Source organism: Saprospiraceae bacterium (assembly GCA_016719615.1).
In the GTDB taxonomy this organism is placed as follows: domain Bacteria; phylum Bacteroidota; class Bacteroidia; order Chitinophagales; family Saprospiraceae; genus Vicinibacter.
In genome coordinates, this window is the sequence record JADJYQ010000005.1 from 572,860 (window position 1) to 585,282 (window position 12,423).

9 protein-coding genes and 1 tRNA gene are annotated in these 12,423 nt (G+C 39.6%); 5 read left to right on the plus strand and 5 right to left on the minus strand.

All coding sequences use genetic code 11. The annotated features are described in order from the left end of the window. The first annotated feature begins 39 nt into the window (after positions 1-39). Entirely contained in the window at positions 40-939 is a 900-nt protein-coding gene (miaA, locus tag IPM92_11940; GenBank protein MBK9109044.1) for a tRNA (adenosine(37)-N6)-dimethylallyltransferase MiaA, read from the plus strand. 40 nt (positions 940-979) lie between these two features. On the opposite strand, the gene IPM92_11945 is transcribed toward miaA, so the two are convergent. The 3 genes from IPM92_11945 to IPM92_11955 are packed head-to-tail and all read right to left on the minus strand — an operon-like array spanning position 980 to position 4,808. Continuing rightward, positions 980-1,705: a hypothetical protein gene (locus IPM92_11945; GenBank protein ID MBK9109045.1), complete on the minus strand. Its 726-nt coding sequence runs from the start codon at positions 1,703-1,705 to the stop codon at positions 980-982. Between the two features lie 21 nt (positions 1,706-1,726). Next, on the minus strand, positions 1,727-2,917 hold the full coding sequence (locus tag IPM92_11950) for a T9SS type A sorting domain-containing protein (GenBank protein ID MBK9109046.1): 1,191 nt from the start codon (positions 2,915-2,917) through the stop codon (positions 1,727-1,729). Continuing rightward, complete coding sequence (locus tag IPM92_11955) at positions 2,907-4,808, minus strand: hypothetical protein (GenBank protein MBK9109047.1); 1,902 nt, start codon at positions 4,806-4,808, stop codon at positions 2,907-2,909. The genes IPM92_11950 and IPM92_11955 overlap by 11 nt, the downstream gene beginning before the upstream one ends. A 123-nt stretch (positions 4,809-4,931) precedes the next feature. Here IPM92_11955 and IPM92_11960 point away from each other — a divergent pair, with 123 nt between their 5' ends. The 3 genes from IPM92_11960 (at position 4,932) to IPM92_11970 (ending at position 9,453) form a co-directional block, all read left to right on the plus strand. Beyond that, positions 4,932-6,122: an N-acetyltransferase gene (locus IPM92_11960; GenBank protein MBK9109048.1), complete on the plus strand. Its 1,191-nt coding sequence runs from the start codon at positions 4,932-4,934 to the stop codon at positions 6,120-6,122. Between the two features lie 96 nt (positions 6,123-6,218). Beyond that, positions 6,219-6,815: a hypothetical protein gene (locus tag IPM92_11965; protein ID MBK9109049.1), complete on the plus strand. Its 597-nt coding sequence runs from the start codon at positions 6,219-6,221 to the stop codon at positions 6,813-6,815. A gap of 16 nt (positions 6,816-6,831) precedes the next feature. Continuing rightward, a complete protein-coding gene (locus IPM92_11970; GenBank protein ID MBK9109050.1) occupies positions 6,832-9,453 on the plus strand; it encodes a valine--tRNA ligase in 2,622 nt (873 codons plus the stop codon). Between the two features lie 473 nt (positions 9,454-9,926). Here IPM92_11970 and IPM92_11975 read toward each other — a convergent pair whose 3' ends face one another. Both IPM92_11975 and gap read right to left on the minus strand, forming a co-directional pair. Then, positions 9,927-11,198: a phosphoglycerate kinase gene (locus tag IPM92_11975; GenBank protein MBK9109051.1), complete on the minus strand. Its 1,272-nt coding sequence runs from the start codon at positions 11,196-11,198 to the stop codon at positions 9,927-9,929. Next, positions 11,140-12,135 carry a type I glyceraldehyde-3-phosphate dehydrogenase gene (gene gap / locus IPM92_11980; protein ID MBK9109052.1) on the minus strand — a complete coding sequence of 332 codons (996 nt, stop codon included), beginning with the start codon at positions 12,133-12,135 and terminating at the stop codon, positions 11,140-11,142. The genes IPM92_11975 and gap overlap by 59 nt, the downstream gene beginning before the upstream one ends. Before the next feature lie 89 nt (positions 12,136-12,224). On the opposite strand from gap, the gene IPM92_11985 reads away from it, so the two are divergent. Further along, positions 12,225-12,296: transfer RNA gene (locus IPM92_11985), tRNA-Glu, on the plus strand. The last annotated feature ends 127 nt before the right edge of the window (positions 12,297-12,423 follow it).

Sequence of the window (12,423 nt, forward strand, 5' to 3'; positions counted from 1 at the left end):
GTAAGTTCTGTGTGAAGTAAATTAAATAATTATAGATTCATGGCTAATGGCAAACTTATCGTGATATCCGGTCCCACTGCTAGCGGGAAATCGGAATTAGCATTTCAGCTTGCACAACAATGGAACTGCCCGATTCTATCTGCAGACAGCAGGCAAATTTATAAAGAAGTTGATATAGGTACGGGAAAGCCCACAAAATATATGTTAAAAGCTGTAAAACATTATTTTATTGACCATGTAAAAGTCGATGCAGGCTATTCTGTAGGTGATTACGAGAAAGAAGCTTTGTTGGTTCTAAATGCGTTGTTTCAAGAGCACAAACGAGCGATTGTATGCGGAGGCACAGGGCTTTATCTCAAAGCATTGCTTTATGGACTGGATGATTTACCATCTACAGACGAAGCGTCCAGGCAAAAGGTCAGTCTGTTATTGGAAGCTGAAGGATTGTCCGGTTTACTAGCCAGACTCCATAAAGTTGATCCCGTCTATTATGAATTTGTCGATCGGAATAACCCAAGAAGAATTTGCAGAGCCCTTGAAATTTATGAGATGACCGGCCAAAGTTTTTCATCATTTCGAAAAAATGCACCCATGGATCGCAGTTTTGAATTTCGCGAATATTGTTTGATGCCAGACCGGGACTGGCTTTACCGTAAAATTGAAGCAAGAGTTGATCAAATGATGCAAGATGGATTGTTGGAAGAAACCATCAAATTGAGACCTTACCAATCGCTTCAGGCTTTGGATACGGTTGGTTACAAAGAATTATTTGAATACCTCGATGGAAAAATAAGTCTGGAAAATGCAGTTCAGTTTATCAAACAAAGGACGAGAAATTATGCTAAACGTCAAATGAGCTGGTTTAGGAAAGAAAGTTTTTCAAATTTTGTAGATCCCAGTAAGCAGAATGTATTGCAGGAAATTCTGAATGCCATATGAACAGACATATGATCCCGGAATTCTAATGACAATTCCTGGTTTATTCTCTAGGTAACACGCGCCTGTTGAAACTGACATGCCTGATCCCTTGTTTTTTGCGCAGTGTAGTTAAGATTTCATATTTGCCAATTTTATCCGGGTTGAATTTGACCAACCACAAATTCATCAATGGTGAAATTCTGTTGATGGTTTTTAAATCGTAATTCTGGAAACTTACTTCGAGATCATTGATGTTTATGGTACTATCCATATCGACGATCAGTTCATCAAAAATAATTTCCGGATTATTCATTTCATTTTTCTTTTGAATCTGAGTCCATTTTTCTTTCTCGATAATTCCGCTTGCTTCCTTAACGAAACTATTTAGCTCTTCCGGTAAATTAGCGTTGGCTTCTATAGACTTTACGAGGGCCCCGAATTTGTCATAATATTTCAATTTGGTCATGGGCAGATCCGCAATATTGACAATGTATTCAGATTTGATCGATTGCCATTTTATATATTTCTCAAGTCGCATGAGTTTTTCCATCCTTGAGTTATTTATTTCTGTAAAGTAAACGCCCTTTTTATCCATATGATCTTTGCCTTCCAGAATAGCCAAACCGTTTCTGTAAATCGACAGTTGATAGATCTGGCAATGCCCAAAACAGGGAAGTTTCTCGATCGTCAGCCAGTGCTTTATAGATTCGGGTTCAGCAACTTCTATTCTTTGGCTGCTTTTACATGAAAAATAAAACAGCATCGAAAACAAAATCAATTTCTTCAAATTCGAATACATTTTATGCCATTAATTGGTAAATAATTTCAAGACTTTTTGATTCTTTTGATCGCGCAATATTACAAAATATAAACCGCTGCCCATCTCTTGTAGGAGATCAGGAATTGTTAAATATTGCACTGCAACAACTGAAGATTGCCAGATAAGCTTACCGCCGGTATCGTACAACTCGATATCCGCACTCCAATTTTTATGATCTTTGTGATAAAGGAGCCAGAAACCATTTTCAAATGATCCATTAACATCTGTTAGCTCATTTTGTGAAGTAGGAATACAGTTTGCTGCTGTTGGCAAATCTAACCTGTATGTTTGGATCATCTGCTGCATTCTGTTTATCTGAGCTTTGGTAAATAATAACATACATCCATCCTCAACCAAACTCATGTAATTCATGAACATATTCAGATTTCCACAAGTCTCAGCCTCATATTTTGGGCATCCAAAATATTCATTGGCTTGGGTAGGCGTATCCTCTACTTCGTCGTCTCCGTTGCAATCAGACCGATCATTGGACAAATGTAATAAACCAAAATAATGTCCCAATTCGTGTACTAAAGTTTTACCTTGATGAAAAGGGTAATAATCAGCTGCTGGGCCCGTATAACCTAAGGCTTTGTAATGGATGATCACACCATCTTCATCTGAGCTTGCATTCCATGGGAATATCGCCTCACCTAATACGGGACATTGATCGCGATTGATGATAAAAATATTGATATACTTTTTGGGATCCCAAATATCAACTCCACCTAAAGATTTGTGCATGAGATTTCTTTTTCCAAATTCCTTTTTGCAGGCAATCGAAAGGTCTTTTATCAAAGTTCTTGTCACGCCCATCGTTGGGTTTCCTTGCGGATCTGAATCTGCTAAACAAAATTGAAATTGCGGAGATTCTTTAAGGGATCTGAATACTGCAGGAATTTGAGGATTTGGCCAAACTACAGCCTGATTCATGATATCATTGAGTACCTGAACCTGACTTACAATCTGCCCCATCGATATATTTTCTTCGGCTGTGGTGTATAAAATATGAAACACCAATTGAAATTGCATTTTTTCACGAACTGCAAGATTTGGTTTAGCGTTTACAGAAACCGGATTTATTCCTGCACTGATATGGCAACGAAGCGTCTGGGCCTTTACATTATACAAGCACCAAATACTTAATAGAATACTTAGTTTTAAAATCCTAAAACGCATGCGATTTTAGTTCTATTCCTTTTGGTGCAATCGTCGAAATGATATCATCGCCTATGTATTTTGCACCTAATTTTAATTTATTTGCCTGTAGACCCAATGCGGAAAACAATTTGAAGACAGTACTGGCATTTCGAATCATAAAATCAACCGATAATCCGGTTGGATCTGATTTTTTGGTATATCCCGAAATTTCTAGTTCCATGCCTGATTCATTTTTCAAAACTACTGCCAACTTATTCAATAAGTCAGATCCTTCCGGAGTCATAACGTAGGAATCCTGTGTAAACAGTATATGATGCGGCAAATAAATGAATAAACTGCCCTGCCTAATGATTGCAGCGGATTTTTGGTTGGAATAGGGATTCAGAATTTCTTTGCACTTATTGTGTAGTTTCGTAAGGTTTGGATGATTTGGTGGAGTGGACTTCTGTGCCGGCTTATTGGCCTGTAGGGAATTTTTTAATTGGCTCTGAAGTTGTCCGATTTCGAAAGCAGCAGATTCCAGTTGCTTTTGGAGAAAAGCATTTTTTTGAACCGTTGTATTTTTTATTTCCATCAAAGATTCTGATGTATTCTGAATGCTATTCAATTCATTCATCAAGTCTGATTTTTGCTTTTGGATTAATATCAAGCTGTCCTGTATTTCTTTAATCTGTGTCTTTTCTGCTGCAGTCATTTTTGAATTTTCAAGTTGCCCGCGTGCAGCGTTTAATTCATTTATTTTCAATTCAAGCTCGCGTTTCAAATTTAGAGAATTTTCATTTGCTTTTTCGACTTCGGTAGTCAAACTTCGGATCATTTCCTGTTTGAGTTTATGATCCTTGTTTAACTGCTCCATTTGATGTTGAATATCCGCATCAGATTTTAGTTTGGATGCTTCATTTATTCGATGGGCTTCCAATAAACTGTTTTGTTTTTCCAATGCGGCCATTCGCTGTTGGTAGTCTTGAGTTCTTCCGCGATTAATTTCCAGGCTATCGTTTAAAGATTGAAGTTCCGCATTTTTGGCATCTATGAAACCATTTAAAGATCTTATGACTTGGGCTCTGTCATCGAGTTCTGCTTCGTAAGATTTGATTTGATTTTCCAAGTCTTTTGAAGCAATATTTTCAGAAAGTTCCGCATTTTTATCTGCTAAAAGTCTGTTTAAATATTCTAATTTCTGAATTAATAAGTTGTTCTGTGTTTTAAGTTGTTCGTTTTCTACTTTTGCTTCGTTAAGTTCGGTTTCATCTCTTTTTGGGATAAGACTTACATTTTCCTGCATCGTTTTTATCAAAGCATTTTTTTCTGTGAGTTGGTTATTGACCAGATCCAATGTCTGAATTGTTTTTTTAAATTCTTCCAGCAATTGTTTTTGTTCGCGATCCAATTGATCATTTTTTGCTTGCAACTCCTGAATGTTTTTTTTCAATTCCGTATTTTCCTTTTGAAGATTAATGATTTGCTGTTGTTGTTTTAAAGATAATTTTGTTTGTTCTGTTTTCGCAGTTCTGGATTTAGATGGAACGGGATTCTTGCTGAAACTATCGAGGCGAGCATTTAATACTGAGATTTGATTTTGAAGGGATTGATTCCGCAATGCCAAATCCTTATCATTCATAAGCGCATTTGAAGTGGAAGGCGTAGTATTTTGTTTTGCTTGAGCAGGATCTAAACCTTCATATTTTTGATAAAATTGGATCAAGGTCTGCTCTGTTTTTCTCAATTGAATTTTGGTATCCTCAAATGCAGATAGGTTTGATTGCTGAAGGGCAATATGCGAATACAAACTATCGACTTGATTTTTTAAAATTCCATTTTCCGATTGTGCCCTTTGGAGTTCTTTGCCAGCGGAACAAGAAATAAGAAGAAGTCCAATAAAGCCTAGTAATATTGATAAGTTATTCATATTTATACATATATACATATCATATATTGCAAATATACTTTATTCTCTGCATTTTAAGAAGGAATAAAGCGTCGTTTGAACTTTTCACCTCCAGTTTAGTTATTCTGATGTTTAATTGAACGATTGAAAACATTGTTGCAGAAATCCGGGTATTCTTTTAAAATCGCTTCATCGATTGGAGAATTCCTTAAGGAATGGGATCAGCTTCAGCCTGCATCACTCTTGCTGAGTAGTGAATATCTTCAGGCAATCGAATTGTATCGGCCAAACAATGTTCAATTTAAATATGCTTTAGTAGAAGATCAAAGTGGACCTGCGGCTGCATTTTATTTTCAATTATTGCCTTTTAACGCTGCAGAAAGGTTGAAAATGAAAGAGCGAAAGCAAGAAGGTTTGACGACCTGTTTCTACAACCACGTCAAACGCTTGATTGCTTCCAAAGTAGACTTTATTACGCTAGTGTGTGGAAATCTTTTGGCTACCGGAGCTTATGGATTTAAGTATCGCAATGACCTTGATATGCTTGATGTCCAAGAGATGATTGATCAATTGCTCAAGGCAATGTTTGATGAACCTGAATTGATCCATAGAGCATCTGTTTGTTTGATCAAAGAGCTTCCTTACAGGAATTCATTTAAAATGGACAAGGAATTGCCATTAAATTTTATGCACCCATTCTTTGTACAGCCCTCTATGTTGTTATATCTGGAGCCTTCCTGGCAAAGTTTTGAAAATTATATGGATGCGTTGCAATCGAAATATAGATTGCGGCTGCGCAAAGCCCTGGAAGCTGCTTCCGGATTGACACATCGCGAGCTTTCGGTGAAAGATATCCGCATACATGAGAAAATTTTATTTGAGTATTATAAGAGGGCTGCAGATAATTCAGATTTTAATTTAGTGGATTTACATCCCAATTATTTTTCAGGTTTAAAAATGGGCATAGGAGACAAATTTAGAGTCTTTGGTTTTTTTCGCGATGAGCAACTCATTGCATTTTACAGTTTCATCGACGACGGAGAAGAATTGGTTGGCCATTTTTTAGGTACCTCGGAAGAAGTCAACGGTCATTATCAGCTTTACTTAAATATTTTGATTCAATTTATAAAACATGGGATTGGCGGCCGGTTTAAGATCATTTCTCTGGCGCGTACTGCGATTGAAATAAAAAGTACGATTGGCGCAGTGCCTGAAGAAATGGTTTGTTATGTGACCCACCGAAATAAAGTTTACAATCGCTGGGTTCCCAATCTCCTGGAATACCTCAAACCTCAGAAAAATTATACACTTCGGACCCCATTTAAAAGCAAGTAAATGCGTTTTTGCGGCCGTTAATCAGCTGTTAAATAGATTTTACAGAATCCATTGATAATCATATCATTCTATTTTTGTTGGTTCAATAAAATCCGGATGTCCGTTTTTCGATATATTTCTATTTTGATTTTGGCAGTGATCAGCCAGGTATGCTTGTGTCAGTCACCGGACCCGCAGGTCATCAGGATCCATAAGGGCATTGCCTATTTTAACAATGGAGACAGCCTTTTATTGGAAAGGCCTTCAAAAAATCCGCAACAATCCATCTTTTTGTTATTTCATGCAGAGGAAGACACCATTGGTATGGATCCCGGTTTAAGTATCCAAGGTAGATATCGGGCCATCCATCTTTTGAAACTTTTTAAAGAGCTTGACATGAGAGCATTCTATTCTACGCCCTTTAGAAACAATGTCCTTACGGTTCAACCTCTGTTGGATTCAAAGCGAATTGAGCTGATTTATTACGATCAGGCTGATATTGCAGCCTTGGTACAAAAAATCGATCATATATATCCGGCATCCGTTATGATTGTAGTTCACCCTCAAACGATTCATAAAATTTTGAGTCAACTTACCGGAAAAGAACTTAGCTATAAGCCTTCCGGCAATTTATCAGAAAAATTGGTCTTTCTCAATAGAAATAAAACGAATGGTTCTTATCTTTTGAAGAACATGAGATATGCTATTCGATAAATAGATTTGCAACACAATGGAAACACATTTTAATCCGGGTATTACAGAGCGAAAATGGTATGCTGAGTGGATGGCTCATGGTTTTTTTGATTCCAAGCCTGATGCTCGTGAGTCTTTCACCATTGTCATTCCACCCCCCAATGTGACCGGTGTTTTGCACATGGGGCATATGCTGAATAATACCATTCAGGATATCCTTATCAGACGCGCCAGACAAAAAGGAATGAATGTCTGTTGGGTGCCCGGTACTGACCACGCATCCATTGCTACTGAAGCTAAGGTCGTTCAGTTATTGAGAAGTCAGGGCATTCGAAAATCGGATATCAGCAGAGAAAAATTTTTGGAGCACGCCTGGGAATGGAAAGAAAAATACGGTGGCATTATCCTGGATCAATTGAAAAGTCTTGGCGCGTCCTGTGATTGGAAACGCACTGCTTTTACCATGGATGAAATTCGATCGGAGGCAGTCATTAAAGCATTTGTCGATCTCTACAAAAAAGGCAAATTATACAGAGGGAAAAGGATGATCCAATGGGATCCGGAAGCAAAAACGGTTCTCTCCAACGAAGAAGTTTTGTACCAAACCGAGCAGGCGCAATTGTACCACATCCTTTATAAATTGGAAGGATCAGATAGCGAAGGCATCACGATAGCGACCCAGCGACCTGAAACCATTATGGCTGATACAGCCGTATGTGTACATCCGGATGATCCGAGATATACCCATCTCGTTGGCAAAAAAGTCATCATACCGCTCATCCATAAAGCAATTCCCATCATTGCAGATAGCTATATCGATCAGGAATTTGGAACCGGTGCTTTGAAAGTTACACCTGCACACGATCCAAATGATTATGAACTGGGTATCAGACACCAGCTGGAAGTCATTGATTGTTTAAATGAAGATGGAAGCCTGAGCGCTGAAGCCAAAATTTTAGTGGGCATTGACAGATTTGAAGCGCGAAAAAAAATAGGTCCTTTGCTGGAAGCGGAGGGTGTTTTAGTCAAAATTGAAAATTATACGACCAATATTGGCAGGAGTGAACGCACACAAGCAGTTGTAGAACCTCGTTTGAGCCTTCAGTGGTTTGTAAAAATGCAGGATCTTGCACAGCCGGCACTCAAAGCTGTAGAAGAAAGTGAGATCCAGTTCATACCTGAGCATTTTAAAAACACTTATCGACATTGGATGGAAAACATCCGCGATTGGTGCATCAGCAGGCAATTATGGTGGGGACATCGGATTCCGGCCTGGTATTTAGGTAATGAAGTGTTTGTTGCAGAGACTGCAGACGAAGCTTTGAAACAAGCGAAAATACAAACGGGAAATCCGAATTTGAGAATTGAAGATTTAAAACAAGACGAAGATGTTTTGGATACCTGGTTTTCATCCTGGTTATGGCCAATGTCTGTTTTTGATGGGGCCAACGATACGAAAGATTTCAAATATTACTTTCCGACCAGTGTTTTGGTTACCGGATGGGATATTATTTTTCTTTGGGTTGCACGTATGATCATGGCTTCCTATGAATGGCATGGAACCATACCTTTTAGTAAAGTATATTTCACGGGGATGGTGCGCGATAAACAACGCCGTAAAATGTCAAAATCCCTGGGAAATTCTCCGGATGCGCTCAAATTAATTGCCGATTACGGTGCTGACGGGGTGCGATTTGGAATTTTGGCGAGTTCTCCGGCAGGAGGTGATCTTTTATTTGATGACAAACTTTGCGAACAGGGAAGAAATTTTTCAAATAAACTTTGGAATGCGCTGCGTTTAATCAAAACATGGGAACATCCATCGGGCAACTTTGAAAGTGAGCAGGATACATTGCTCATTCAATGGATCCAACATCGCCGCGACGAGCTTTGTTTGCAGGTAGATCAGCTCTTTGGTCAATTTAAATTGTCGGAAGCTCTGCGGCAGATCTATGCTTTTGTTTGGGATGACTATTGTGCTTTTTTTCTGGAAGCAGCCAAACCTGCAAAAGGAGAAAGTTTGTCAAACGCGCTCTTGGTATGTGCGCAGGAAACTTTTGAAACCATCTGTAGTTTATTGCATCCTTTTATGCCATTTATTACCGAAGAAATCTGGCATCAATTAAAGCAAAGGGAAGCTGGTGATTTTTGCATCGTGAGCCCTTATCCTACAGGTAAATCGCCTGACAAAGATGTCCTTGAAAGCATGTTGGAATTGCGCAACGTCGTCAAAAACATCCGCGAGTTAAGAGCCAAACATCAACTGGCCAGAGATTTGAAAACGCCATTGTTTATATTCAACAGAAATCAAAAAACACTGCTTGAAAGTCCGGGCGCCATTAGTTTATTGATGAAATTTTGCAACTTAAGTTCGCTGCAACTGACCGATACTGAATTAAAGGATGCACAATCTTTTATGGGGCTTCGCGATACCTATTACCTGGAACTTCCGGTAACTTTGGATATAGAAGCTGAAAAATTAAAACTAACTGAAGAAATCAAGTATGCGGAAGGATTCATCCAGTCGGTACTACAAAAATTGGAGAATCAGAAATTTGTAACATCAGCGCCTGCAGATTTGGTTGCCAAAGAACGCAAAAAGCTGGAAGACGGCGAACTTCGATTGACTGCACTCAAGGAAAGGTATCAAAGTTTGTAATTCGAAAGTATTTCTGAAACTGTACTTTTACTAACAATCGTTAGTAATTTTTGAGAATAATCGTTTATTTTTCGATAAAAAAAATTTATACTAACATTTGTTAGTATTTAGGAAAAGACCTGTACTTTCAGTGTAACTTACATTTTATTTTGTGAAATGATTTTGTGAGACCCAGTTTCCCGATGATTTGGTGTAGCCCCATCATCTGATAAACCGAAAATTGAATTTTCTTAAAACCCAGAATTGTCATTAGAATTTTATTACGAGCCAAAACTGCTTCAAATACAGTCCTCTTCTCGAAATTTGTGCTCAATGAAATACTTACTTCACTTCCGCGCAAATTTCTTGCGAGGAGTTCTGTCTTTTTTGCATTTTTGACGCTCACTACAAATCCTAATGACAATTCTGGGTTAAACGATATACGACATCAAAACACAGACAATTAGGGCGCAGAAACGAACTTGTCTAAAGATTTAATTTAAAATCGCTTCAATACCCGGTAATACTTTTCCCTCGAGCATTTCCAGCATGGCTCCACCACCAGTCGAGACAAAGCTTACCTGATCACCGAGTTTAAATTTTTTGATAGCCGACACAGAATCGCCACCACCTACCAAAGAATAAGCACCTTTTGTCGTGGCAGCCGCGATGGCCAGGGCAACATCTTTTGTGCCATTTGAAAACGCTGCTTTTTCAAACACACCCATGGGTCCATTCCAGAGGATGGTTTTGGATTTTAGAATTACAGACGTATAGCGTTCGATTGTTTTTGGTCCGATATCCAGTCCCATATGTTCGAGTGGAATTGCCGGATGATCAGTAATAAGAGTTGCAGTGCTATCCTCAAAATTTTTAGCAACCACGCTGTCATTGGGTAAAAGCAGTTGCACATTTTTAGCTTTTGCCAAAGCGATGAGTTCGAGTGCGAGCTCGAGTTTGTCTTTTTCGCAAAGAGAATTTCCAATTTCAAATCCCTGGGCATTGAGAAAAGTATAAGCCATACCACCTCCGATGAGTATCGAGTCGCAAAATTCCATCAGATTAGAGATCAATAAAATTTTATCAGAAACTTTTGCGCCCCCGATAATGGCAGTGCAGGGCTTATGGGGATTTTTAAGAACGCGTTGGCCGTTTTCGACTTCGCTTTGCATGAGCAGGCCAAATGCTTTATGGTCTTTGTCGAAATATCGGGCAATGGTGGCTGTACTGGCATGTTCTCTATGTGCGGCACCCAAAGCATCGTTGATAAAAAAATCGCCTAGAACTGCGAGCTGTTGCGCCAGTTGTGGATCTCCTTTTTCTTCGCCTTTGTGGAAGCGGGTATTTTCCAAAAGTAAAATTCCGCCCGACAGCAATTGCGATCTTTTTGAAAGGCTGTCCGGTCCGCCGCAATCGCTTGCAAAAAGTACTTGCGTTTGGAGCAGAGCTTCCAGTTTTTCGGCGATGGGTTTCAAAGAAAATTTCTGCACATCCAATTGTCCGTCTGCCGTCAATTCTTTTAAAGGCCTGCCCAAATGGGACATTACAATTACTTTAGCTTTTTGATCCAGGAGGTAACGGATGGTATCGAGTGATTTTACGATGCGTGTATCGTCTTGAATGATTCCGTCTTTGATAGGCACATTGAAGTCCACTCTCAACAATACATATTGATCTTTTACATTTAGATTTTTCACGATAATAGCTTTAGAGCTTTGCAAATTTTTCGCACATATCTGCCAATCGGGCGGAGTAGCCGGCTTCATTGTCGTACCAGGCCACTACTTTGAGAAAACCATTGGACACATGGGTCAGGAGTGCATCGAAAACGGCGCTGTGGCTGTTGCCAATGATATCTGTGGAGACCAGTGGTTTTTCAGTATATTCGAGGATGCCACGCAGTTGGTTTTGCGCATATTGTTTGAACAAGGCATTCACCGCATCAACGGTCGGGGATTTATCCAGTTTGCACACCAGTTCAATCAGAGAACCAGTAATGATAGGTACCCGGTAAGAAGAAGCCATTAATTTACCTTTAATGGCGGGGTATACTGCTTCAACGGCACTTCCGGCGCCTGTACTGGTTGGTATAATGTTCATGGAAGCCGCGCGCGCCCTTCGAAGGTCCTTGTGAGGTGCATCCTGTAGCCGCTGATCTTGTGTAAAAGCATGTATGGTATTCATGCTGGCAAAAGAGACTCCGTAATTTTCATGCAAGACTTTGAGGACTACGGCCAGGCAATTGGTCGTGCAGGAGGCATTCGATACGATATGATCTCCGGGCTGGAGCGCATCATCATTGACCCAGGTTACAAAAGTTGGGATGTCGGAATCCTTGGGCGGAGCAGATAGAATTACTTTTCGGGCACCGGCATCGATATGGGATTGCGCAGCAGCCCGGGTCAGGAAAACACCGGTGCATTCGAGCACGACATCGATCTGCAAGTCTTTCCAGGGCAGATTTTTAGGATCTTTTTGGCTGAAAGCGAGCAATTTTTGACCATTGACCAGAATGGAATCGGGATGATGACCAATGTTTTTGTCGAAACGACCTTGAGCGGTATCGTATTCCAGCAAATGGGCTAAAGTGGGAATATCTGTGAGATCATTGATCGCAACGACCTCAATATCGGGTCTTTCGGCGAGCGCTCGGTAGGTGAGGCGGCCTATTCTCCCGAAGCCATTTATGGCGATTCTTTTCATAATTTGTTACTTGACTGCAAAATAAATAGAAAATAGCGGTAAAAGTTCAGTGAATTTCTAAACTGCTTTATATTTGCACCTCCTTTCCCGGCCCGTTCGTCTAGGGGTTAGGACACCAGATTTTCATTCTGGTAACAGGGGTTCGATTCCCCTACGGGCTACGATAAACCCTTGTAAGTCTTTGATTAACAAGGGTTTTGTTTTTCTTGCCACCTTTTTTGCCACCTTTTATATTAAACCAAGGTAAACACTATTGAACGCATTCAAAGATATAACAAATTGAATATT

Excerpts from the sequence above, each read along its gene's own strand:
- miaA (MBK9109044.1), top strand. The coding sequence starts at position 40 with ATGGCTAATGGCAAACTTATCGTGATATCCGGTCCCACTGCTAGCGGG.
- IPM92_11950 (MBK9109046.1), bottom strand. The coding sequence starts at position 2,917 with ATGCGTTTTAGGATTTTAAAACTAAGTATTCTATTAAGTATTTGGTGC.
- IPM92_11955 (MBK9109047.1), bottom strand. The coding sequence starts at position 4,808 with ATGAATAACTTATCAATATTACTAGGCTTTATTGGACTTCTTCTTATT.
- IPM92_11965 (MBK9109049.1), top strand. The coding sequence starts at position 6,219 with ATGTCCGTTTTTCGATATATTTCTATTTTGATTTTGGCAGTGATCAGC.
- IPM92_11970 (MBK9109050.1), top strand. The coding sequence starts at position 6,832 with ATGGAAACACATTTTAATCCGGGTATTACAGAGCGAAAATGGTATGCT.
- IPM92_11975 (MBK9109051.1), bottom strand. The coding sequence starts at position 11,198 with ATGAAGCCGGCTACTCCGCCCGATTGGCAGATATGTGCGAAAAATTTG.
- gap (MBK9109052.1), bottom strand. The coding sequence starts at position 12,135 with ATGAAAAGAATCGCCATAAATGGCTTCGGGAGAATAGGCCGCCTCACC.